Annotated in this window: 17 protein-coding genes, 1 pseudogene and 1 riboswitch; of the genes and pseudogenes, 3 read left to right on the top strand and 15 right to left on the bottom strand. The window is 61.4% G+C overall.

Annotation, left to right across the window (positions count from 1 at the left end; genetic code table 11):
* Positions 1-155: 155 nt before the first annotated feature.
* From AC1P02_RS01810 to AC1P02_RS01820, 3 genes are read right to left on the bottom strand one after another with little or no spacing between them, the layout of a single operon-like run.
* Positions 156-1205, bottom strand: coding sequence for an HlyD family secretion protein (locus AC1P02_RS01810; RefSeq protein ID WP_058395361.1), 1050 nt, complete (start codon positions 1203-1205; stop codon positions 156-158).
* Entirely contained in the window at positions 1205-2545 is a 1341-nt protein-coding gene (locus tag AC1P02_RS01815; RefSeq protein ID WP_059168804.1) for a glycosyltransferase family 2 protein, read from the bottom strand. The genes AC1P02_RS01810 and AC1P02_RS01815 overlap by 1 nt, the downstream gene beginning before the upstream one ends.
* Positions 2538-3881 carry a TackOD1 domain-containing metal-binding protein gene (locus tag AC1P02_RS01820; protein ID WP_485183802.1) on the bottom strand — a complete coding sequence of 448 codons (1344 nt, stop codon included), beginning with the start codon at positions 3879-3881 and terminating at the stop codon, positions 2538-2540. The genes AC1P02_RS01815 and AC1P02_RS01820 overlap by 8 nt, the downstream gene beginning before the upstream one ends.
* Positions 3882-4603: 722 nt before the next feature.
* Here AC1P02_RS01820 and AC1P02_RS01825 point away from each other — a divergent pair.
* The gene (locus AC1P02_RS01825; protein ID WP_485183804.1) at positions 4604-6793 is read left to right on the top strand and encodes a glycoside hydrolase; all 2190 of its coding nucleotides are present in this window, start codon (positions 4604-4606) and stop codon (positions 6791-6793) included.
* A 68-nt stretch (positions 6794-6861) separates the two neighbouring features.
* Here the strand turns inward: AC1P02_RS01825 and AC1P02_RS01830 are convergent, their stop codons facing one another.
* Positions 6862-8712 (bottom strand): M3 family metallopeptidase, encoded by a 1851-nt coding sequence (locus AC1P02_RS01830; protein WP_485183806.1) that lies wholly within the window; start codon positions 8710-8712, stop codon positions 6862-6864.
* A gap of 280 nt (positions 8713-8992) precedes the next feature.
* On the opposite strand from AC1P02_RS01830, the gene AC1P02_RS01835 reads away from it, so the two are divergent.
* Positions 8993-10690 carry a methyl-accepting chemotaxis protein gene (locus tag AC1P02_RS01835; RefSeq protein WP_005313698.1) on the top strand — a complete coding sequence of 566 codons (1698 nt, stop codon included), beginning with the start codon at positions 8993-8995 and terminating at the stop codon, positions 10688-10690.
* Between the two features lie 263 nt (positions 10691-10953).
* Positions 10954-11039: riboswitch (cyclic di-GMP riboswitch) on the top strand.
* A gap of 66 nt (positions 11040-11105) precedes the next feature.
* Positions 11106-12530: pseudogene (gene gbpA, locus AC1P02_RS01840) on the top strand (N-acetylglucosamine-binding protein GbpA).
* A gap of 542 nt (positions 12531-13072) precedes the next feature.
* On the opposite strand, the gene AC1P02_RS01845 reads toward gbpA, so the two are convergent.
* The 11 genes from AC1P02_RS01845 to AC1P02_RS01895 all read right to left on the bottom strand — a co-directional run bounded on the left by AC1P02_RS01845 (position 13073) and on the right by AC1P02_RS01895 (position 23330).
* Entirely contained in the window at positions 13073-13909 is an 837-nt protein-coding gene (locus AC1P02_RS01845; protein ID WP_087756541.1) for a transporter substrate-binding domain-containing protein, read from the bottom strand.
* Positions 13906-14667, bottom strand: coding sequence for an amino acid ABC transporter ATP-binding protein (locus tag AC1P02_RS01850; protein WP_485183808.1), 762 nt, complete (start codon positions 14665-14667; stop codon positions 13906-13908). Before AC1P02_RS01850 ends, AC1P02_RS01845 begins: the two co-directional genes overlap by 4 nt.
* The gene (locus AC1P02_RS01855; RefSeq protein ID WP_059111773.1) at positions 14664-15326 is read right to left on the bottom strand and encodes an amino acid ABC transporter permease; all 663 of its coding nucleotides are present in this window, start codon (positions 15324-15326) and stop codon (positions 14664-14666) included. Before AC1P02_RS01855 ends, AC1P02_RS01850 begins: the two co-directional genes overlap by 4 nt.
* Positions 15307-15972: an amino acid ABC transporter permease gene (locus AC1P02_RS01860; RefSeq protein ID WP_087756544.1), complete on the bottom strand. Its 666-nt coding sequence runs from the start codon at positions 15970-15972 to the stop codon at positions 15307-15309. Before AC1P02_RS01860 ends, AC1P02_RS01855 begins: the two co-directional genes overlap by 20 nt.
* A complete protein-coding gene (locus AC1P02_RS01865; protein WP_005313721.1) occupies positions 15969-17180 on the bottom strand; it encodes a threonine synthase in 1212 nt (403 codons plus the stop codon). The genes AC1P02_RS01860 and AC1P02_RS01865 overlap by 4 nt, the downstream gene beginning before the upstream one ends.
* Positions 17181-17390: 210 nt before the next feature.
* Entirely contained in the window at positions 17391-18338 is a 948-nt protein-coding gene (gene cbl, locus AC1P02_RS01870; protein WP_058395371.1) for an HTH-type transcriptional regulator Cbl, read from the bottom strand.
* 186 nt (positions 18339-18524) lie between these two features.
* The gene (locus AC1P02_RS01875) at positions 18525-19592 is read right to left on the bottom strand and encodes a sulfate/molybdate ABC transporter ATP-binding protein (RefSeq protein WP_234575925.1); all 1068 of its coding nucleotides are present in this window, start codon (positions 19590-19592) and stop codon (positions 18525-18527) included.
* An 85-nt stretch (positions 19593-19677) separates the two neighbouring features.
* Positions 19678-20571, bottom strand: a complete 894-nt coding sequence (cysW, locus tag AC1P02_RS01880) for a sulfate ABC transporter permease subunit CysW (RefSeq protein ID WP_485183812.1) — start codon at positions 20569-20571, stop codon at positions 19678-19680.
* Complete coding sequence (gene cysT, locus AC1P02_RS01885; protein WP_192896063.1) at positions 20568-21407, bottom strand: sulfate ABC transporter permease subunit CysT; 840 nt, start codon at positions 21405-21407, stop codon at positions 20568-20570. The genes cysW and cysT overlap by 4 nt, the downstream gene beginning before the upstream one ends.
* A 277-nt stretch (positions 21408-21684) precedes the next feature.
* A complete protein-coding gene (locus AC1P02_RS01890; protein ID WP_058395375.1) occupies positions 21685-22260 on the bottom strand; it encodes an RBBP9/YdeN family alpha/beta hydrolase in 576 nt (191 codons plus the stop codon).
* 68 nt (positions 22261-22328) lie between these two features.
* On the bottom strand, positions 22329-23330 hold the full coding sequence (locus tag AC1P02_RS01895; RefSeq protein WP_485183816.1) for a sulfate ABC transporter substrate-binding protein: 1002 nt from the start codon (positions 23328-23330) through the stop codon (positions 22329-22331).
* Between the last annotated feature and the right edge of the window lie 20 nt (positions 23331-23350).

Here is a 23350-nt window from a genome sequence, read left to right on the forward strand (position 1 = left end):
CTTTTGAGCCAGACTCCTGCCCCTCACCGTGTGCCTCTGTTGCCAGGCTGCTGGCCCACGACAAGGGGCGTCGTTGTATCAGGCACCATCACACTTTTGCACTGCGCCGCCCATCTATGACTGGCACGCCCGCTCTCCCGGAGCAGGGCTCTCGCTCAATCAAACAGCACGGTAACCGGCAGTCCCTCCACTTGCAGATTGGGAGGCAACTTGTCATCCAGTGACAAGGCGACCTTGAGCGTCGCCTTTTCCCCTTCAAACGGGGCAGCCAATTGCGCCGGCAACTTGCCGGCCAGCTCGACCGGCCTGGCCACTCTGGCTGCCAGACGCTCGCCACTGGGCAACTGGACTATGGCCCTGTGCCCCGTCTCCATGGAGGACAAATACCTGGGCTGCACATAGGCAATGACCAGGGGATCCTCACGCTTGGCGATCAACGCAAGCGGTGCCCCCGAGAAGACCCAGTCCCCCGCCTGCACCAGCACATCGGACACCTTGCCCCTGGCCGGCGCCAATGGCTGCTGCTGCCTCGACATGGCTTCCATCTCCGTCAACTCCTGCTCCAGAGAGTGGCGTGCACTGGCCAGCGGCCCCGTCAGATGATCTTCCCTGACCTGCAACCCCTGCTGCGCTTTCTCGACCCTGGCCTGTTGCAGGGCGATGCGTGACTGGGTCCAGCTCAGCAGGGCACTGGCATATTCGGCACTGGATACCAGTTTCTGCTGCCGGTAGTTCGCATACTCCTGATAGATGCCCTCCTGCTCACGGGAGCCCCGTTCGGCAATGCTGATCTGTCCATCCAGGATGCGCACTATCTCCTGCTCGGCGAGCTGCTTGTTGAGCTCAATCGCCTTCAAGCGGGCCTTGCGCGCCTCGATGTTGGCCTTGAGCGTCGGGGATTCGAACCGCATCAAGACATCCCCCTGTGAGACGGATTGTCCGGGCGCCGTGTAGATATTGCGGATAAAGCCATCGCCATTGGCCACCACCAGCTGGGGCTCGGTCGTGATAATGGCTGGCGCCTGGGTCAGCCACCACTCTTGCCCCAGATACCAGAGCAGTATGATGACGGGGCTGAAGGCCAGCAGCAGGATCAGATACCAGCGCGCCCTGAATGCCATCCGCCTGGCGGGTGCATACAATACGCGGATCCCCTGTTCCGAGGTCGCATCCTGTTTTTTAGGGGTGTTGAATGTCACTTTCATCAGAATTTGTTTCCTCGTTTCAGAACCCACCACGGCGCCATGCTGCTCTCTTCGTGGCTGCGCCGGAATATTTCATTAAGCAGTGCCACGGCACACCACAAGCGCATCAGCAGGGTGTAAACCGGGTAGAGGCACAACCAGGGCAAGAGCCCGAGATCGGCCCTGGGTCGCTCGGATATGGCGAGCAGGAACACCAGGAAATTGACCAGAGTGAGAAACAGGTAGACCAGATAGAGACAGAGCATCAGGGCCGTCACAAACTGGCCCGGATAGCTGAAGACCAGCCACCAGCTGTAGCCCATGACCAGCAGCGGCAACACCACGTTTTGCGCCACCCCGTAGACCAGGGTGAACAGGAAGGTTTTCCATCCCAGTATGCGGGGTGTCAGCGACAGCTTGTGTTTGCGCAGATAGAGAAAAAGCAGGTCGCCATCCCAACGCAGACGCTGTTTGGCCAGCGTGACCAGATCCGGGGGGGCATCCGTGTGACCTATGGCTCTGGGTGCGAACCCTATCTTCAGACCGGGATGGCGCTTGAGGTAGTGCTTGATCCGCAACGTCAGATCCAGATCTTCCGCCGTGTGGGTATCCCAGCCCCCAATCTGGCGCAGGAAATCACGACGAAATGCCCCGAATGCCCCCGAAATGTTGTTGATCAGATTCCACTCGCTCAGACCCGTCTTGCCCCCCTGCATGGAGATCATGTATTCGATCCCCTGCATCCGGGTCAGCAGCCCGGCGTGCAGGTTGCGCACCCGCAATGCACCGCCCACCGCCGGCATATCGGGGTCGTCAAAACAGGCGACAATCTCGTCGATCATGTTGTTGTCAAAGGAGGTATCCCCATCGGCGTTCATCACTATCTCACCGGTCGCCGCCGACAGACCCGCATTCAGGGTCGATACCCGCCCACCGCGCTGCCACTTGGGCAACAGCACCAGGGTTCGGGTCTGGCATCCCTTAAACTCGCGGACACAGTTCAAGGCCGCCTGGTAGGTATGGGCGTTGGCATTGGCGCCATCGATGACAGCGATGATCTCCAGATGGCCGCGGTACAGCTGCTCCTTGAGGGTCAATATGGTGGAGCGGATCGCGTCACCCTCCCCATAGCAGGTGATGATGCAGGAGACGCTCGGGCAGCGTCGTGACAGCGGCAGGTCCGAGGCCCTGGGCACCTGACGGGCATACCACTTGAGGATACCGGTCAGGGTCAGCGCCATCAGCGGCACCTCAATCAACAGCAGCATGGGCAACAGCAGCAGTATCATACTGGGGGACACCGACAGGCTGCCCAGTATCTCCATCAGGATGTAATACACGGTTCTCAGCCAGTCATGCATGCTGGATGCTCCCATCCAGCCAGCGACTCAGCCACAGGCTGGCATCGTCCCCCAGGCTGGCAGGCAGGGGTTGCACCTTCACATCGAGCGCCAGTGTGTCCAACCCCTCGATATGGTTCAGCTCCAGGATCCGGCTCTGCAACATCGCCCTGTCTTCTGCATCCGTGTATGGCAGCAACAGCAGCAGTTGATCATCTGCGTACTGGCAAACCACATCCGTGTCCCGGAACAGTGCCTGCAGACGGGCGAGCAGGGCGGCCAGCCGCTGCAACGCTTTCAGCAAGCCCAGCTCAGCCCGAAACTCGGCCAGGTGCTCAACCCGGATCGCCAGCAGGGTATGACTGCCACCGTGGCGCTGCAGCAGGCTGTTGCTCCACTGCAACAACCAGGGGAAGTGATCCATCGCCATGGGGGTGCCCCAGGTCAGGGGCAGATGCAACCGCTGGGTGCCCTCACGGGCAACATGATGCGCCAGCTTGCCGATGCGGTATTCATGGATGGGCGCCACCACAAGGTCATCCGGCTTGCTTGCCTGACCACACTCATGACAGCGCGCCAGCACGGCCGCCTCCATGAAACGGGCGTGACAGGAGAGACAAAGGTACTTCTCCAGCGGCCGATCATAGTCCACCCCTATGTGGCGCAAGGTGGTCACACACTTGGGACAACGCAATGCCCCCTGCTGCATGAAGGCATCCTGGTCATCCACGTGACCACAGGTGAAACAGTGCACGGCAGGCTTGGCCTCAAGGGCAATGTGGGCACATTCCGGGCACACATCGACGAAGTTGAGGTGGGCCGAGTGACAGCGGTTGCACAGGCGCACACGATCCACCAGTTGCTCGCTCTGCAGCAGACGTTCGGAGACCAGTTGCGGCAAGGAGCCAGCAGACTCGCTGCCCAGCAGACAATCGAGCAGAGGGTAGCTGTAACCCTGGCGGCAGCCTGCCTGCCAGCGTGGCAACAAACGAAAGTGAGCGCGCGGCCAGCTGTACCAGGCCAGTTTCTCCATCTCATCCGGGTGTTCACGCAGTCTCAGCAGGGCCAGACGCTCAAGCATGTGAGGCACCCGTTCATCCAGCTGGACCAGCAGACCATCCGCCAGCATGGGGGAGAGCGGGCTCTTCTCCAGGCAGAAAACGGGGTGCAAATAACGGTCAGGATCACGGCGAACCGCCTGCAAGACCCTGTCTTGCTCGTCGGCGGGCAAATTGAGCAGCAGTACGGCGTGTTGTGCCGGGTTCCACTGGGACCAATCGGCGAGAGGCTGGGTGGCACGATCCACCTGGCCCCCCAGCAGGGCAATCCGGCTGGGTTGTTCACTTGTACTCATCATGAGGAAATAACCTCTTTCCACAGACTGAAATATAGGGAGCCGCCCTGCAGGAGGGCTGGCGTACCGGTATCAACAACGAGGGATGAAGAGGCCACGCACGGCGCACTCTCCAGCCAGGTTTGATACCAACGGCATGGCCGGTTCAATCGACAGACGTCATGGATATGGCGGGAGCGGGCAGAGGGTTGAGCACTGATAGCTGACGCCGTATTCAATGTGCGGCTCAGCCGTCTCGGGGAGAGAGACCTGTAGCTTTCCGAACCCGATTCGCATCGGGAGTGGCAAGGAGGATAATTGTGGTGTTGCATGACATTTAGTCAATCGAGCCAGACAAGAACCCTTATCGATACCCCATGCCGGACGGCCTGCCATTGGGGGCCCCCTCGCCCCAACCACTATTGAGGCAATAAACAGCACAGCGTCTTGCTTGGCCTGCATCCGGGGTCCAACAAACAAGGGGGCCGGCGCAGCGCCTGCTCGCCCCATGCTGTAGACGTTGACGCACAAGGATGCGCGGTGCGCTGACTACGACAGATAGCGTCATGACCCAAGAAAACAAGCATCATCTGACATCCCCCTGACCGGGCGTCATCAACCCGAGCCTGCCCACGGATCCAGTGCAAGGGCCTGTGACTTGCCGCCGCTGGTGCGGGCAAATTTGGCTGTACCGCAGAACGGGCAAGGGCGTACCCTGATGCCATCGACTTGGCCAAGGATCTTGAATGAAGGGTTTACGGATAAAGGCGCCAGTACTGGGCTGCCTGCTGATTTCACTGCTGGCGGCACCTCTGGCCGCCGCCCCCCTGATACTGCAAGGGGAGACGCTGAGCTATCGCATCGCCCCCGATACCCTGGCCATCTCGGTCAACAAGATGCCGGTCAGTGACGGCCAACCCGCCCGTCAGGTCGACAAGCTGACCCGGGGGGAGCAAGAGGCCAACTGGCACTGGCCTGCCCAGGACGCCAGGGTCGAGGTCAAACTGGACGGTGATGATCTGCTGCTGACCCTTGTCAGCGACACGCCCCGTCAACTGGCCTGGTACAGCCTGCCGAAAAACCAGACCCACCTCTCCATGGCCTTTGGCGAGGGCAGCCGCTTCTCGGTGCGTGACAGCGACTGGCTCGGCTATGTCGGCGACGAACTGGCCGAACTCAACACCCATTACGACCTCAAGCTGCCGCTGTGGAGCCAGGATGCGGGCAAACAGACCTACAGCTGGATCCTGCAAACCCCCTACGACAACCAGCTCAACTTCACCCGCAAGGGGGGGCGCCTGCAACTGAGCGCCCGCCACGAATTCAGCAGCTTCAACCAGCAGGCTCCCATGGTGGTGCGTCTGAGCGTGGGGGATGACTGGCTGGCGGGGGCCCGTCGCTATCGGGAGTGGTTGCAGGCCGAGGGGGAGTGGCAATCCCTCGCTGACAAGTTTGCCCGGATCCCCGCTGGCCGCCGCCTGATTGGTGCCAGCCATGTCTATCTGTGGGGAGATGCCCTGCTGGATCGACAGGATGTGAAGGATTGGCCAGGCCTGCAGGCCAGACTCAATCAAAAGCCGGCCTGGCTGCAAACGTTCAGCGGCGATGAACGGGAAGCGCTGGCCGCAACGGCCCCCGAGCCCTGGCAGCAGACATTGATCATGGCCGGGCTCAACCGGCTGATTGCCAGCCAGTTGCCCCTGCCCGCCCAGCAGGGCCCCGTCAGCCAGAGCAAGGTGCTGGCCCTGCGCCAGCAGTGGGTCAGGGGTCAGCTGGGGGATCTGCTGGTTGCACAGACTCGCTGGGGACAGGGCCTGTCACTGCCTGTGATAGAAGCGCTGCAACAGGCGGGACTGAACAAGCTCTGGCTCGGCACCCCGCAATGGACGGCGGCCCTGCAACAGAGTTATGCCGTCACCGCCGCCCAACGTCTGGGCTATCTGGTGGGCAGCTATGACTCCTACGATACCGCCATCCTCCCCGGCAGCAACGACAGCTGGCTCACCGCCCAGACCCCTCCCAAGATCGGCAAGCGCTGCGCCATCATGGAGGCCAACGGCAAACCCAAACCCGGCTTTGGTGGCGAGGGAGCCTACCTCAATCCCGGTTGCACCCTGCCCTTCGCCAAGAGCCGCATGAGCGAGCTGGCCAAAGCCAGCGGCATCAACAGCCTCTTCCTCGACGTGGATGGCACCGCCATGGCTTCCAACGATTACAACCCGGCCCATCAACAGGGGAGCCAGGCCATGATCGCCGCCCGCAATGCCCGCATGGCCTGGGTGGGAGAGCGGCTCGGGCTGGTGCTGGGTTCGGAGGATGGCAATGCCCTCACCAGCAAGCCGCTGATGTTTGCCCACGGCATCCAGAGCTGGGGGTTCGGCTGGCAGGATGCCAGCATGCGCAAGCAGGCCAAGTCCTCCTATTACCTTGGCAAGTGGTGGCCGGACGAGGCGCCGCAGGTCTTCTTTCAGCCCGCTCGCCTCAAGCCGCGCTACCTGAAAACCGTGTTCAATCCGGCGGACAGGTTGCCCCTCTATCAGGCGGTGTTCCACGACTCAGTGCTCAACAGCCATCACTGGCTGCTGGACAACCTCAAGTTCCCGGGCATCAAGGAGGAGCGCGCCCTGCTCGGCCTGCTTTACAACACGCCGCCGCTGGTCAACCTGAGCCGCAGCACCCTGGCGAGCCGCCTGCCCGAGCTGGTCAGACTGAGCGATCAATTCGCGCCGCTGCACGAGGCATTGTGGGACAAGGCGCTGGTGGGATTTCGCTGGCGCGACGGGGTGGGCCGGGTGCAGGAGACCCGCTTCTCGGATGGCAGCCGGCTGATCGCCAACTTCAGCAACAGCTCCATCATGCTCGATGGCCAGAAACTGCCGGGCAAGCACCTGCTCGTCGCCCTCAAGGGCAAGCCGGTCACCCTGCTGACGATGTGATCGACTCGCTCGCCATATAAAGAGAGAGCCCTGCCAATTGGCAGGGCTCTTTTGCAGGCGGGGTTCATCTAGCCCAGGGTGGCGGGCTCGACTTCGCTCTGGCGCCGGATCCAGCCCTCGAAGTCCGCCAGCATGCGCGCCTCCGACTCGCTGTTGTCGGCAATCAGCTCACTGCCATGCACCACCCGGATGCGGGCATTGAGGGGCGCCCCCTCACCGGCCGGCGGCCTTTGCTGCGCCGCCGCCATGCAGGCTTGGGCCTGCGCCCAGGCGTCGGCCACGCTCTGGTTGCATACCTCGGCCAGCGGCACTGCGCTGAATCCCTCGCAGGTCAGGCTGCGCAGCGTCTCATCGTGGGTCATGCCGTTGCCCGGCCCCCAGTAGTGAGCCGCCAGATCCGGACCGATACGCGGGTTGTCGGTGAGATAACCATCGCGCTGAAGGAAATAGGCGCGGGTCTGCTCCACCGCCATCAGTGCCAGCAGATAGCCGTGATAGGCACAAGCCGACTCCTGATTCAGCAGATGCGGAATGGCCAGCAGCGGCCTCGGGCTCTCAGTCCCCAGTATCTTTCGCTCCCACTGACGGGCCAGCGCCAGCACGGCGTCCGGAGTGCGAACGCTCTCCTCCATGGCGTAGAGATCCCGCTCGAAGTAGGAAACCAGCGCTATCTGGCGCTCGTTGAAGGCACGAAACGGCTGACGCGCCGCTATCATGGCCTTGATAAGCGAATCTGGGATCACCTCTCCCGCCGCGTTCCTGGCATAGCGCTTGAGCCAGTCCGCATCGTCCAGCAGGCTGTCGCAGAACATGGACTGGGTCTCGGCATAGGCCATGGAGGTGGGTGGAAACTCCTGTGAAAAGCAAGGGGCGTTGCCGGTCACATTGGCAAAGTGAGCGGCGTGGCCCCCCTCGTGGAACAGGGTATTGAGGCCACTCCAGCCGCTGCCCACCTGAGCCGGGTTGGCCAGACTGGTGAAGTTGACCACGGCGGGAACCCACTTGTCCTCCTGCCAGAAGCTGGGCACAGGGCCGTGGCAGAAGCCGTTCTCGTATTTCCCCTCCCGGGTCAGCAGATCCAGGGTCAGGGTCGCATCGCGATACTGGATGCCGAGCCGGCGGAAGCTCTCGACCCAGTCCTTCAGCGCCCGCGAGAAAGGCACATAGGGGTCGAGCTGGCGTGTCACGTCGCCGCTGACGAAATAGCGCAGGTTGTGGGGCAGCAGCGCCGCCTCTCCCTTGGCGCTTTTCAGCTCTGCCAGACTCTGCTGCACCCGCTGCTCGGTACGGGCGATAAAATCATCCAGCACGTCAAACAGCTGTTCCGGGCTCATCTGCTCGTTCTTGCGCACCTTGTAATCGAAATAGTCGCGATAACCCATGGCACGGGCGAAGCGGTTGCGGATCGCCACTACCTCGAGAAAACCGTTGTCGACCACCCACTGCTCCAGGGTATGGAACATGGCCAGCGCGCTCTGGCGCACCGCCTCGTTCGGGCTGGCGGCAAGGGAGGTGCTGGCGGCGGGCAGACTGCCGGCGACCTGCTGACCCTGCTCATCCAGCAAGCTGAGTTTCAGCTCCCGGCGACGGGCAAACAGCGCCGCTTCGGCCGCCACCAGCTCGTCCATCAGGGCGGCGGCAGCCGGATCCTCGATGACGTTGCACTCGAAGAAGGCAATCCAGCCCCCCAGACCACGCTTGAGATCCGCCTCTTCGGCCTGGGCCAGCATCTCTCTGAGCTCCGGCAGTCGGGCCGGGTTGGCGCAAAACGCCTTGTAGGCCTGCTCGGCGGCGGTGAAACCTGCCTGATCGTCACTGGTGCCCATGTAGGTGGACCAGAACAGGTCCTCCTTGCACCTGTGTACCTGCAGGTAATCGGCATTGAGCTGATTCAAATAATTCCTGGCAATGGAATGCATAAATTCCCTCTTGTATGGGGCTGACCCGTACGGGTGCCCGCTCCTTTTGGTGAAATGCCAAGCCATTCACATTTTTTGGCAAATGATGCGCCGGGATGCGCACAACCACGCTACCAAAAGCGACGGTTTCTGTCTGCTGGCTATACTGGTTGTCAAAACACTCAATTAGCATTCAGTCACCACAAGTTATTGAAAGTTAATTAAATGTTAATAACGAAATAATCAGGGCCATCGTCATGTCTGGCCACAGCAAGACCCACAGGGAAATCAGGGAGACCTTATGTTCAAGCTTGGTGATATCGCCGTGAGCCGCAAATTGATGTTGCTGCTCTCACTGGCGCTAGTCGGTTTCATCGCACTGCTGCTTATTTCGGCCAGTGCCTTGCATCGCAATCTGATGAGTGAGCGGGAGGCCCGGCTGCAGGCCGTGCTGGATCTCGCCATGAGCCGCATCCAGTCACTCGCCACCACCTTGCCCGCCGCACAGGCTCAGGCAGAAGCCAAGGCCATGCTCAACAGCATGCGCTTCGATGGCGACAACTATCTGTTCGTACTCGATGAAACTCGCCACGTTGTGGTACACCCCGTCAAACCGGAACTGGTTGGCCAGCAGATGGGCCAGAGCGGCACCGAGACAGCCGGGGATCACTGGCAACGCATGGTGGAACTCGGCAAGGGGGGCCAGCATGGCCGCCTTGAATACCAGTGGATCGGACCCTCCGGTGATGCCGCCCAGAAGATGTCGCTGGTCGCCGGCTATCAGCCCTGGGGCTGGATCCTGGGCTCTGGCGTACTGCTGCAGGACATTCAGGCCACCATCTGGTCCCAGTACCAGCTGATGGGCGGCGCCACCCTGCTGGTGATCCTGCTGATGGGGCTGCTGGGGTTTGCCATCAGCCGCTCCATCGTCAATCCCCTGGCCGAGATCAAGCGAGCCATGCAGCAGGTGGCGGCCGGGGATCTGGTGATCAGCATACCGGTACACGGCAAGGATGAAATGGGGGTCGTCGCCGCCTGCACCAACCAGGGGCTCGACGCCATTCGCCACGCCCTGATCGAGGCCAGCCAGGGGGCCCGCAACGTGGCAGATGCCGCCCTGCGGATCGCCTCCTCGGCGGAGGAGACCAATCAGGCGGTCAACAGCCAGCGGGATCAACTCTCCCAGCTCGCCACCGCCATGAATGAGATGAGCGCCACCATTGCCGACGTGGCGGGTCACGCCGAAAATACCGCCCGGGATACCCAGGAAGCCACCAGCGAGGCCGGGCTGGGCAACCGTGACGTGCATGCCAGTGTCAATGGCATACAGGCGCTGGCCACAGAGGTGGAACAGGCCACCCAGCAGGTCAATCAGCTCAAGGAGGGAGTGATGCAGATAAGCGAGGTGACCGCCGTCATCAGCGCCATCTCCGAGCAGACCAACCTGCTGGCCCTCAACGCCGCCATTGAAGCAGCCAGGGCCGGGGAGCAGGGACGCGGCTTTGCCGTGGTCGCTGACGAGGTACGCCAGCTGGCGAGCCGCACCCGCCAGTCCACCGAGGAGATACAGAGCACCATAGCCCAATTGCAGCAGCGGGCAGTGACCGCCGCCAGTGCCATGGATGCCAGCCGCAAGCTGGCGGAGAGCAGCGTCAGCCAGTCCGAAAAGGCAGGGCAGGATCTCTCCCTCATCGTCAACCACATCCAGCATGTGAGCGACATGGCGATCCAGATAGCCACAGCGGCGGAACAGCAGAGCGTGGTGGCCGAGGATATGAACCGCAACGTCAGTGGCATCAATGATTCGGCCCAGGAGATGTCACAATCCGCCACCTATCTGGCGAAAGAGAGCGAGCTGCTGGCAGACCTCTCCCGCAGTCTGGATGAGCGGCTGTCGGTGTTCAAACTGGGCACTGCCATCGATCAGACCCTGGCACAGCGGCTGGCCCCGCTGCATCAGCAATCACATCAGGCCGAACGCCCCCGCGCTCGCCACTGATCCGTCTTGCACTGTCGCAATTCATCCTCTGCCAGCCCGCTGGCAGAGGATTTTTTCATTGATGAAAAATGTCGAATTTTTGCATGTTATCGACATGATGGGCGACATTCAGCCTAGCTTGTCGATTAAATACACCATTAAAAACATAACATTAAGTTTTAGCTCTACTCCGATGAGTCAAGCTGTAAACATTTACACTTAATTAACTAATCAAAATTAGTCATGATGGTAGTGTCGCAAGGTGCGACACCATGACCCTTTATGTAGTCATTTGGCAAACTGGTTGAAAGGCCAGGACGCAAAGCCTCCGGTCTAAAGACATGTCGTCCAGGATAGCGGGGTTGCCACACTCAGGTGTGTATCGGGGAACTCCCCTGCCAACTTGACTGCCCACATCTATCGAACAGAGGAATGTATGGCAGCAAAAATCCAACTCAATCACGTCGCGGCAGCGCTGGCGCTGCTGGCCAGTGGTGGCGTACTCGCCCACGGCTACATCAGCCAGCCCGAGAGCCGTAACTACCTGTGCAACAAAGGTGGCAACAGCCAGTGTGGCGCTGTGCAATGGGAACCCCAGAGCGTGGAAGGCCCCTCCGGCTTCCCGCAATCAGGCCCTCAGGATGGTCAGATTGCCTCGGCGGGCAGCTCCCGCTGGAGTGAGCTGAACGCCCAGACCAGCGATCGCTGGACCAGGCGTGAAGTATAGGCCGGGCCATTCGCCATCAGCTGGACCTTCACCGCCAACCATGTCACCCGCAACTGGCGTTACTACCTCACCAAACAGGACTGGAACCCGAACCAGCCGCTGACCCGTGCCGCCTTCGATCTCACCCCTTTCTGCGTGGTGGATGGCAACATGGTACAGCCGCCCAAGCAGGTCACCCACAACTGCAACCTGCCGGAACGCACCGGTTATCAGCTGATCCTGGGGGTGTGGGAAGTGGGCGATACCAGCAACAGCTTCTACAACCTGATCGATGCCAACTTCAAGGGCGGCACCCAGCCCCCCTTGAGCTGGAGCCAGGGGGGCACCATTTATCCCTCCACCGATCTGGCGGCCGGTGACAAGGCCAGAGCTCTGGTGTTCGACGCCAATGGCGTGCGCCCCGATCTGCAGACCGAGTTGACCATCACCACCACGGAACAAGGCCAGAAGAACAACTGGGCACATGCCCTGGCCAGCAAGATCAATGCGGAGCAGAGCCAGATCCGCGCCGGTCAGCAGAACGCCGACAATCAGTTCAACCCCGTCTACGGCCAGAACCCCGTCTACCTCAAGGCAGGCAGCGCACTGGAACGGGTCGAGATCCAGCTCGAACAGCTGCAACCGCCGGTGGGCAACGACATCAGCGTGAGCGGTCTGGAGAGCGAATACCTGCTCGACGACGGCAAGGTGACCCTCGACTTCACCATCACTGCCCAGGGGGACCTGACTGTCACCAATACCTTGTATGACCATGGTGGTGTGGCCAAGGGCCAGTCTGCCGCCGACATCAAGGACAGCAGCCAGAGCTTCACCATGCCGCTCACCGGGCTCAGCGCGGGTCACCACCAACTGGTGATCGAGGCCAAGCCGAAGGCGGGGGGCGAAGCCCTGCAGCAGACCCTGGACCTGATGCTCAAGGACTCGGCAGGTGGCGGTGACTACCAGTTCACCTTCCCGCAGGGACTGACCTCCTACACGGACGGCACCAAGGTGTTGCAACCCAAGAACGGCAAGGTCTATCAGTGCAAGCCCTTCCCCTACCGAGGCTGGTGCAGCCAGTGGTCGGCCAGCGCCACCCAGTATGAACCGGGTATCGGCACCAACTGGCAGGACGCCTGGATTGCGCTGAACTGAGCCAGTTCTGAAAATCGAGAGCGGACCTGAATGTCTGCCAGCGCCAGCCCGAATAAGCCGGGTATCGGCACCAACTGGCAGGACGCCTGGATTGCGTTGAACTGAGCCAGTTCTGAAAGTCGAGAGCGGACCTTGATTCTGCCAGCGCCAGCCCGAATAAGCCGGGTATCGGCACCAACTGGCAGGATGCCTGGATTGCTCTGAACTGATCCGGCACAGAGTGATAACGCCATAAACAAAACGGGGAGCCAATAGCTCCCCGTTTTACGTACTCTGGCAAGGCTCGTATCGGGTAGTCGATGGCGGGCTTGCCGACCTGACGTCGGCCAGCGCCCGCCCGGATAAGCCGGGTATCGACACCAACTGGCAGGATGCCAGGATTGCGCTTAACGGATACGTACAAGCGCGGCAAATAAAAAAAGCGTCCCCCGAACGGGGACGCCTGAAAGGTCAAACCTTGCGGTTTGCGGACCAACGGAACCAGGACTTCACGCTTCACACACTTCACTTTTCTCAGCACACTTTTCACTCTTTCAACAGGATTACCCCTGCCACTTTCCCCCTTCCACTATCACGTCGTTGGGGTCGGTATCGGCACTCAACTTGTCGCGCACATACTGGTCGTAGAGCTTGAGCAGGTACTTTTCTTCACCCAGCTTGGCGAGGCGGTCATTGACCCAGTCACGCAGCTCGATATTGCCCTTCTTCACCGCTGGCGCTATGGGGTCTTCCGCCCCCAGCTTCTCGGGCAGCACCCGGTAGCCCGGATTCTCCTTGGCCCAGCTGAACAGCACCAGATTGTCCTGGGCGTAGGCATCACCACGGCCCTGAGCCAGCGCCTGCAGGGATTCGGTATTCTTCTCGAACTTGAGCACCTTCCAATCTGGATGATTGCGGGTCAGCCAGATGTCGGCTGTGGTGCCAGTAGTGACAATCAGGGTCTTGTCCGCCAGATCGCCTAATCCCTTGGCCGGGCTCCCTTCCGGCACCAGCACCTGTACCGCCACTCGCAGGTTCGGGTTGGTGAAATCCACCACCTCGCGCCGCTCCGGCGTCACCGTCATGTTGGCGAGGATCAGATCCACCTTGTCGCTCTGCAGGAAGGGGATGCGGCTGGCGGGCTCCACCGCCACGAACTCGACCTTGTTCTCGTCTCCCAGCAGATCCTTGGCGAAGCGGCGACCGAGATCGGTATCGAAGCCCACGTAGTTCCCCTTCTCATCCACGTAGCCGAAGGGGGGCTTGTCGGTGAAGACGCCGACGATGAGCTTGTCCCGCGCCTTGATCTTGTCGAGGGAACCGTCCGCTGCCTGGGCTGCGCCGCTGGCAAGGCCCAGGCCGATCAGGGCACTGAACAGAACCGAGGTGATTTTTTTCATGCTGACTCCTTTCGTTTGATGACATCTGTATAAGAAAACTTGGCGAGGAACTGGTGCGCACGCTGGCTCCTCGGGTTATCGAAAAATTGATGGGGCGCGGCCTGCTCCAGAATATGGCCGCCATCCATGAAGACGATGCGATCCGCCACCGCCCGGGCGAACGCCATCTCGTGGGTCACGATAAGCAGTGTCATGCCGCTGCCGGCCAGATCCCGCAACACTTCCAGCACCTCCTGCACCATTTCGGGATCGAGAGCGGCGGTCACCTCGTCAAACAGCATCACCTGGGGGTTCATGCACAGGGCCCGCACTATGGCGATGCGTTGCTGCTGGCCGCCGGAGAGCTCGCGCGGATAGGCGTGGCGCTTCTCCCACAGACCGATGCGGGTCAACAGCTGCTCCGCCTGCAGCAGGGCCTCCTGCCGCTCCCGTTTTTGCACCTGAAGGGGGCCTAGCAGCACGTTCTCCAGCACCGTCAGATTGGGGAAGAGGTGATAGCTCTGGAACACCATGCCGATACGCTGGCGCACCCGCTGCCAGTCGGTGGCACCATCCAGCAGCACGCCGTCGAAGCGGATCTCGCCCCCCTGAATCGGCTCGAGCCCGTTGAGGGTGCGCAGCAGTGTGCTCTTGCCGCAGCCGCTCGGCCCCAGGATGACGATCACTTCCCCGGGGTTCACCGCGAGGCTGACCCCGTCCAGTACCCGGTTTTGGCCGAATTGTTTGCTGACGAGCTCAAGTTCAAGCAGAGGTGTCATACCGCATTACCCCATTTTTGCTCCAGTCGGCGCGAGGCCAGCGAGAGCGGATAGCAGACCAGAAAGAAGAACAGAAACAGCAAGCCGTAGATCAGCACGGAGGCATAGGTGCGCTCTATGATCTGCTGGCCCACCTTGATCACCTCCACCACCCCGATCAGCACAGCCAGCGAGCTGGTCTTGATGATGCGGGTGTAGATGTTGATGGTCGGCGGCGTCAGCCGCTGCAACGCCTGGGGCAACAGCACGTGGCGATAGAGCTGCCAGGTCGAGAGTCCGAGCGCCAACCCGGCCTCCTGCTGACCACGGGCCAAGGATCCCAGGCCGCCGCGCACCACTTCCCCCACCTCGCTGGCGCCCCAAAGCGCGAGTACCAGCACTGCGCACCAGAAGGCCGGAATATCGAGGCCGAAGAAGATCGGCAACCCGAAGAAGAAGAGGTAGAGCCACACCAGCACGGGCACCACCCTAAACAGCTCCAGATAAACCCGCAGCAAGCCCAGAGTCAGTCGTCCGCCCTGTTGCGCCAGCACGCCGTAAGCGACACCGCCGAGGGTTGCAAACAGGATGGCGAGCAGGGAGATGGCAAGGGTCTGACCCGCGCCAATTGCCAGCAGCGGCAGGGCTTGGCCCAGCAACTCAGTGACCGAACTGACCATGTTGCAGCCTCCTTTCAACAACTCGCAGAGCGAGCGACAGCGGCAGAAAGATCAGCACGCACATCAGGGTCAGCACAGCCAGCATCTCGTAGGTCTTGTAGTAGAGGGCTATGTAGTTCTTGGTGGTGTAGAGCAGCTCGGGCACCGCCACCGCCGAGGCCACTGTCGTCTCCTTGAGCAGGAAGATGAAGTTGGCAAACAGTGCCGGCAGGCTGGCAAGCCAGGCCTGGGGCAGTTGCACGTGGCGCAGCAGTTGCCAGCGGGAGAGGCCAATGGCCCGGCCCGCTTCCAACTGGCTGGTGGGCACGGCCTGGATACCGGCTCTCAGCGCCTCGGTCAGATAACCACCGCCGAGGAAGGTCATGGCGATCACCGCAGTGGCAAAACCTGACAGCGATAGCCCCAGCGCCGGCAGCCCGAAGTAGAGAAAGAACAGCTGGATCAGCAGCGGTGTGTTGCGGGCCAGCTCCACATAGCCGCGGATGAACACGGCGAGCAGTGGCTTTTGCAAGCTCAGCAGGGCCACGTTGAGCAGGGCCACCCCCAGCGACGTAAAGATCACCATGGCGCCAAGTTGCAGTGTGACCCAGACCGCCTTGCCGAACGCGGGCAGGGTGCCGAGGATAAAAGACCAGTCGAACGTCATGCCGGTATCCTCCCGTCACGGCGTAGTCGCTGGGGCAGCACAGTGATGGCGTCCGGGTACTTGATCCCAGCCCCCGTATTGAGCACGACGACCTGCTCACCCCCCTTGATCCAGCCACTCTCCCGCAGTTGGCGGGCGGCGGCGAAAGCCGCAGCCCCTTCAGGGCAGACAAAGCTCCCCTCCAGGGACGCAAGTTGGCGGATCTCTGCCTTAATCGCCCTGTCATCCACAGCGATGGCACAACCATTGGTACGATAGAGCGCATCGAGCACCAGAAAATCTCCCAGCGCCTTGGGCACATTGATGCCAAAGGCCAGGGTCTGGGAATCCGGCCAGAAGCTCGACTCGCTGGCCCCTTGCTGCCAGGCCTGCACTATGGGTGCGCAACCGCTCGCCTGCACCGCCACCAGTCGGGGCAGGTCCCCTTTGACCCAGCCCAATTCCTGCAACTCACGGAGCGCCTTGTAGATGCCGATGAGACCAACCCCGCCACCTGTGGGGTAGATGATTACATCTGGCAACTTCCAACCCAGCTGTTCGGCGATCTCCAGCCCCATTGTCTTCTTGCCTTCGATCCGATAGGGCTCCTTCAGGGTAGAGGCATCAAACAGGGATTGATCCACCACAGCCTGAGCGACTTGGCGGCCCGCATCGCTGATGAGGCCATCCACCAGATAAAGACGCGCACCCGCCAGGGATGTTTCCAAGCGGGTAATGGCCGGGGCTTCCTGTGGCATGACTATGGTGCTGCGCAGGCCGGCACGGGCACCATAAAGAGCCCATGCGGCTCCCGCATTGCCGTTGGTGGGCATGGCAAAATGGGTGACACCGAGTTCACGAGCACGGGAAATGCCAACGGCTGCGCCACGGGCCTTGAAGGATCCGGTGGGGATGATGCTCTCATCCTTCATCCAGAGATCCGGAATGCCGACCTGCTTGCCCAGTGCGCGCAAGGGCAACAAGGGTGTCAATCCTTCCCCCAGTGTCACCACCTGGGCGGGGTCACGCACCGGCAGCAGCTCGTGATAACGCCACAGGGTGGCAGGACGACCTAGCAGAGCGGCCGGATGCCAAACCTTCTTCAGGGCCTCGAGATCGTAGCTGGCCAGCAGGGGTGCCCCCACCTGGCTCAGTTGCTGGGGCTGATCGGCATCATGGATATCGCCGGTCTTGCTGCAACGCAGATGTGATAGGTAGCTGTACGGCATGCTTTATCCTGAATATGTCGGCTGTTGTCAGTCACTTGTTCCATCCTGTAACCAAAGTGCGTGATAACAAACGAAGTAAAGCGGCAAACCTAAGCGAAAAAATTCATATGAGGCCCTTGGTGACCGCCATGTGTGTCACTGTCCTGCGCGCCCTCGCCGCCAACAAAACGGGGAGCCACTGGCTCCCCGTTTCACATCGTCTGGCAAGGTTCAGATCTGGTAGTCGATGACAGGCTCACCACCCATGGCGCGGGCCTGAATGTCTGCCAGCGCCAGCTCCGGATTGCAGAGCTGGATAAATTGCCAGGCGAAGTTGTGCTGGAACTGCCCCTGCTTGAGCCCGATCCAGGCGGTGTGTGGCGCAAACAGCCGGCTGCCGTCAAGCTGCACCAGCCCCCTGTCGCGCTGGGTATCGAATGCCATGTCCGCCAATATGCCGACCCCCATCTCCAGCTCGACATAGGTCTTGATGACGTCCGAATCCTGGGCAGTCAGCAATATTTGCGGCGTGATCCCCGCCTCGGCAAACGCCTCATCCACCCGCGCCCGTCCGGTCAATCCGGCCTGATAGGTGATGATGGGCCAGTGTGCCAACGCCGCCAGTGTCAGCTCCCGCTCGGCGGTGAGGGGGTGCTGCTCGGGCACCACTATGTTGTGATGCCAGCGGTAGTAGGGAAACGCCACCACCCCTTCGCTCTTGTCGAGCCGCTCGCTGCTGATGCCGATATCCACCTCGCCGGTCTGCACCAGCCGCACTATCTCCTCAGGGCTGCCCTGACGCAGCTCCAGTTGCACCAGCGGAAACTGTTCGCGAAACGCCTTCACCACCCTCGGCAGGGCGTAACGGGCCTGGGTGTGAGTGGTGGCCACCAGCAGCCTGCCGGACTCGCGGTTGGCAAAGGTGCTGGCCAGTTTGCGGATATTGTTGGCGTCATTGAGGATGCGCTCGGCGATCACCAGCAACTCCTTGCCGGGCTCCGTCATGCCGAGCAGCCGCTTGCCATAGCGGATGAACAGCTCTATCCCCAGCTCCTCCTCCAGCTCGCGAATATGGCGGCTGACCCCGGACTGGGAGGTAAACAGGGCATTGGCCACCTCGGTCAGGTTGTAATCCCGCCGCGCCGCTTCCCGTATAATGCGTAACTGCTGAAAATTCACGCCATCGCCTCCTGCGCTGACTGGCCGGTCGGGTTGGTCCCGCCGCCGTTTTTGTTATTGCCAGCCCGACCCTGTGCCGGACTGCAAGCCTGATACTGTTATCGCGATAAGAGGGTCACACCCTGATCCTGTCGGTTGGCATAGGATGGCGGCGAGTCGCTCTCGCCTGGATGCAAACCCTGGCCATCAAATCTGGTAGTCCGGATAGAGCTGGGCCTGCCTGGCTACCAGTCGCACCCCCTGCCCCGGGGCAAATGCCCTGGCCGCCTCTTTGCTCAATTCGGCCTCGAAGTGTGCACCGTTTGTATCCCCAATGCCACGCAACTCCACCCGGATACGGGGCCCCATGGGCAGCAGTCGGGTGATGGTGGCGCGGATCCCCCCGCTTGCATCCGCAGGCACTATCTCCAGCTCGTGGGGACGCACATAGGCGATCGCAGCGCTGCCCTCCGCCAGATGAGAGCTGATGGGGCCTCCCAGCCACTGTTCGCCAATGCCGAGCCCCTGACCTGCCACCCGACCGCGAAACAGGTTCACGCTGCCGAGAAAGCTGTGCACAAAGGCACTGGCGGGCTGGTCATAGACCTCGGCCGGTGTGCCTATCTGCTCGACCCGGCCGGCGTTCATCAGCACCACCCGATCCGCTACCTCCAGCGCCTCCTCCTGATCGTGGGTCACGAACAGGCTGGTGACATGCAGCTCGTCATGCAGTTCGCGTAACCAGCGGCGCAGCTCCTTGCGTACCTGGGCATCGAGGGCACCGAAGGGCTCATCCAGCAGCAGCACCTTGGGTTGCACCGCCAGGGCGCGGGCCAGGGCGACCCGCTGGCGCTGACCGCCGGAGAGCTGGGTCGGGTGGCGATCGGCCACATGGCTGAGCTGCACCAGATCCAGCAGCTCCTTGACCCGGGCGCGGATGACAGCCTCGGTGGGACGCTCTGACCTCGGCTTGACCCGCAGGCCGAATGCCACGTTCTCGAACACCGTCATGTGGCGAAACAGGGCGTAGTGCTGGAACACGAAACCCACGTTGCGCTCACGCACATCAAGGTCGGTTGCATGCTCACCGCGGATGATGACGTGGCCAGAGTCGGCCTGCTCCAGCCCGGCTATGATGCGCAGCAAGGTGGTTTTGCCACAGCCGGAGGGGCCCAGCAGCGCCACCAGCTCGCCATCGTGAAAGTCGAGGTTGATGTCGGCCAGCGCCGCGTACTGGTTGAAATGCTTGTTGAGCCCTTGAACCTGAATGCTCATAGATGCCTCTTTTCAATAATCGTTATATCGAGATCAATGGGGTATGGGGCCCGGCAGCTCGCGCAGCCGTGCCTCTCTCGCAATATCAGTGGGGCTTGTCAGGCTGCACACGTAGCCGGGCCAGCAGGGTTTCGCCCAGCAGGGTGAAGATCCCGAACAGGGCCAGCAGGCTTGCCACCGCGAAGGCGGCGCCGGTCTGGTACTCGTTGTAGAGGATCTCGATATGCAGCGGCAGGGTATTGGTCTGGCCGCGAATATGGCCGGAGACCACCGACACAGCCCCAAATTCCCCCACAGCCCGGGCGGTACAGAGCAGCAGGCCATACATCAGGCTCCAGCGGATGCCGGGCAGGGTCACTCGCCAGAACATTTGCAAACCGCTCGCCCCCAACATGATGGCCGCTTCCTCCTCTTCCGGGCCACGGGCCTCCATCTGGGGCAGCAGCTCGCGCACCACGAAGGGCACGGTAATGAAGGTGGTGGCCAGAATGATGCCCGGGGTGGCGAAGATGACCTTGATGTCATGCTCGCTCAGCCAGTCGCCAAACCAGCCGCGACTGCCAAACAGCAGCACCAGCATGAGCCCGGCGATCACCGGCGAGACAGAGAACGGCAGGTCGATGAGGGTGATGAGCAGCTGCCGACCGGGGAAGCGGAAGCGGGCTATGGCCCAGGCCGCCGCCAGCCCGAACAGCAGGTTGAGGGGCACGGCACAAAGCGTGACCAGGGCGGTCAAGCCCAGGGCACTCAGGGCATCCGGCTCGCTGATGGCGTGCCAGAAGAAGGTGAGGCCCGGGCTCAGCGCCTGAATGAAGACGGTGGCCAGCGGCAACAGCAGCAGAGCGGCAAACCAGCCCAGTCCAAGGGCAATGAGCAGCCATTTGACCCAGATGGGCTCACGAGTGACGGAAGGGTGGCGGGCCAGCGGGGCTGGCGCCACACCCTGGACCAGATCCAGTGTCGAGTTGGATGCGCTCATACGCGAGTCCCTCCTATGCGTGCCCAGCTCCAGGCCTGCAACTTGTTGATGAGCAATAACAAAATGAATGAGACCAGCAGCATGACCACGGCGATGGCAGAAGCACCTGCATAGTCGTACTCCTCCAGATGGCTCATGATCATCAGGGGGGCAATCTCGGAAACCATGGGCAGATTGCCGGCGATAAAGATGACGGAGCCGTACTCCCCCACGCCACGGGCAAACGCCAGGGCAAAACCTGTGAGCAGTGCCGGGATCAGGGTTGGCCACAGCACCCGCAAAAAGGTTTGCCAGCGGTCGGCCCCCAGGCTGGCGGCGGCCTCTTCCTGTTCCGTCTCTGCCTCCCGCAGCACTGGCTGCAGGGTGCGTACCACGAAAGGCAACCCGATGAAGGTGAGGGCAATCACCACGCCGATGGGGTTGTAGGCAAGCTCTATGCCCAGTGGGGCGACCCACTGCCCGATCCAGCCGTTGGGGGCGAAGATGGCACACAGGGCAATGCCGGAGACGGCGGTGGGCATGGCGAACGGCAGATCGATCAGCGCATCCACCAGCCGACGACCGGGGAAGCTGTAACGCACCAGCACCCAGGCGAGGATCAAGCCGAACAGGCTGTTCAGCAGCGCCGCGATGAAAGCGGCACCGAAACTCAGGCGAAAGGAGGCGAGCACCCGGGGTGAGCCGATCACCTGCCAGAATTCCCCCGCAGTAAGATTGTTCACCGCGAACAACACCAGCGCCGAGAGCGGCAGCAGTACCAGGATACCGAGATAGAGCAGGCTGAAGCCGAGGGTCGGACCAAAGCCTGGCAAGACGGAGTAAGAACCAAATCGCATAACGCTTCCGTTTGTTATGAAAAACATTCGATACAGCGATTCTGCGCACGCCTGTTTGAGACAACAAACACCAATAACGCCTTTGCTAAGCACTTTTTTATCTAACCAGGGCGGCACTGGTTTTTAGCGCCATAAAATGAAAAAAAGGTCTTTTATATAAATAAAAGACCTAAAAAATGGAGCGTCGTGCAATGTACCAAGCAATCAAAATCAGGCTGTTGTCATGTCGGGTGCTCTCTCTCCTTCTCTGCAAATTGAACGGGTATTGGCAACCCTTTCACCGAAAACTGAGGGCCGCGCGTCGCTCCCACACAGCAGGCGCAGGCTCGACAACCATCTCGGCCCGGCGATAGAGGGTGCCGAGCAGGTTGAGCCCCAGGCTCCACTCCCCATGACCGGACTGAGCATTGATATGGCCCACCTCACCGGCATCGAACAGCGGCACCTGCCACTGGCGACTCCAGTATTCGGCTCGCTCGAAACTGAGCCAGGGATCGTTGCGACTGGCGATCAGCTGTGCCGATACCTTGAGCGAACCGGCCAGCGCCTCATCCACTATGCCGAAATGGGCAGGATCCGCCGGCGCCACGATAAAGAGCGAGGCCACCTTGTCGGGCTGCTGGCGCGCCGCCGTGATGGCCGCCAGGGCGCCGAAGGAGTGGGCCACCAGATGGGCCCGGCCGCGCCGGCTGCGCAGCTTGCTCGCCAGCTTGGCGCTCCAGACCGTCAGGTCCGGTTTGTCCCACGGCAGGCCAACCATCCGCTGCCAGTGGGGGAAATATTGATGCCAGCGGCTCTGCCAATGATCCGGCCCACTGTTGTGCAGACCGGGAACCAGGAGGATCTTGTTCATCTTGGTGCTCCTATCAGCTGGCACAGGGGCCAGTGCGGGGTGAACATGCCACAAGGAAGCAGGGGGCCTTAGCCGCCCGGCTGGTAAATCTGGTCAAACAGCCCGCCTTGGGCGAAGTGCTTCTGCTGGGCCTTGTCCCAGTCCCCTTCCAGATCCTTGACGGTAAACAGGGTCAGTTGCGGGAACTGGGCTGCCGTCTCCTTCTGGATTGCAGGATTGCTGGGGCGGTAGTGATACTTGGCGATGATGCGCTGCCCCTCGTCCGAGTAGAGATACTCAAGGTAACCCTTGGCGACAGCCTCGGTGCCATGCTTCCTGGCCACCTTGTCGACCACGGCCACAGGAGGCTCCGCCAGGATGGAGACGGACGGCACCACAAGTTCAAATTTGTCGCTGTTGCCTGCCTGACCCAGCACCAGCAGGGCTTCGTTTTCCCACGCCAGCAAGACATCGCCGAGACCGCGCTCGATAAAGCTGGTGGTGGCGCCACGGGCCCCTGAATCCAGCACCTTGACGTTCTTGTAGAGATCGCCGACGAACTGTTTGGCCCCCTCCTCACTGCCGCTTTTCTTCAGGGCATAGCCCCAGGCCGCCAGGTAGTTCCAGCGCGCCCCGCCGGAGGTCTTGGGGTTGGGGGTGACGATAGCTACATCCTTGCGCACCAGATCGCCCCAATCCTTGATCTGCTTGGGATTGTCCTTGCGTACCAGGAAGACGATGGTGGAGGTGTAGGGGGACGCGTTGTTGGCAAGGCGACTCTGCCAGTCGGCGGCGATAAGCCCCTCCTTGGCGACGGCATCGACGTCATAGGCCAGTGCCAGCGAAACCAGATCCGCCTCCAGCCCATCCACCACGGCCCGCGCCTGCTTGCCGGAACCACCGTGAGACTGGCTCACCACCACATCGTCACCCGTCTTCGCTTTCCACTCTTTGGCAAAAGCGGCGTTGTACTCCTGGAACAGCTCGCGAGTCGGATCGTAGGAGACGTTGAGCAGACGGATCTCGGCGGCATTGGCCTGACCGAGGGCCAGCAGGGAGAGCAGGGTCAGGGCTGTCATTCGTAGTTTCATGGTGATACTCCATATCCTTG

It is taken from the genome of Aeromonas sp. TS_SC_11 (genome assembly GCF_057318915.1).

Bases quoted from the DNA above. Each gene is read 5' to 3' on its own strand.
- AC1P02_RS01810 (WP_058395361.1), bottom strand. From the start codon at position 1,205: ATGAAAGTGACATTCAACACCCCTAAAAAACAGGATGCGACCTCGGAA.
- AC1P02_RS01815 (WP_059168804.1), bottom strand. From the start codon at position 2,545: ATGCATGACTGGCTGAGAACCGTGTATTACATCCTGATGGAGATACTG.
- AC1P02_RS01820 (WP_485183802.1), bottom strand. From the start codon at position 3,881: ATGATGAGTACAAGTGAACAACCCAGCCGGATTGCCCTGCTGGGGGGC.
- AC1P02_RS01825 (WP_485183804.1), top strand. From the start codon at position 4,604: ATGAAGGGTTTACGGATAAAGGCGCCAGTACTGGGCTGCCTGCTGATT.
- AC1P02_RS01830 (WP_485183806.1), bottom strand. From the start codon at position 8,712: ATGCATTCCATTGCCAGGAATTATTTGAATCAGCTCAATGCCGATTAC.
- AC1P02_RS01835 (WP_005313698.1), top strand. From the start codon at position 8,993: ATGTTCAAGCTTGGTGATATCGCCGTGAGCCGCAAATTGATGTTGCTG.
- AC1P02_RS01845 (WP_087756541.1), bottom strand. From the start codon at position 13,909: ATGAAAAAAATCACCTCGGTTCTGTTCAGTGCCCTGATCGGCCTGGGC.
- AC1P02_RS01850 (WP_485183808.1), bottom strand. From the start codon at position 14,667: ATGACACCTCTGCTTGAACTTGAGCTCGTCAGCAAACAATTCGGCCAA.
- AC1P02_RS01855 (WP_059111773.1), bottom strand. From the start codon at position 15,326: ATGGTCAGTTCGGTCACTGAGTTGCTGGGCCAAGCCCTGCCGCTGCTG.
- AC1P02_RS01860 (WP_087756544.1), bottom strand. From the start codon at position 15,972: ATGACGTTCGACTGGTCTTTTATCCTCGGCACCCTGCCCGCGTTCGGC.
- AC1P02_RS01865 (WP_005313721.1), bottom strand. From the start codon at position 17,180: ATGCCGTACAGCTACCTATCACATCTGCGTTGCAGCAAGACCGGCGAT.
- AC1P02_RS01875 (WP_234575925.1), bottom strand. From the start codon at position 19,592: ATGAGCATTCAGGTTCAAGGGCTCAACAAGCATTTCAACCAGTACGCG.
- cysW (WP_485183812.1), bottom strand. From the start codon at position 20,571: ATGAGCGCATCCAACTCGACACTGGATCTGGTCCAGGGTGTGGCGCCA.
- cysT (WP_192896063.1), bottom strand. From the start codon at position 21,407: ATGCGATTTGGTTCTTACTCCGTCTTGCCAGGCTTTGGTCCGACCCTC.
- AC1P02_RS01890 (WP_058395375.1), bottom strand. From the start codon at position 22,260: ATGAACAAGATCCTCCTGGTTCCCGGTCTGCACAACAGTGGGCCGGAT.
- AC1P02_RS01895 (WP_485183816.1), bottom strand. From the start codon at position 23,330: ATGAAACTACGAATGACAGCCCTGACCCTGCTCTCCCTGCTGGCCCTC.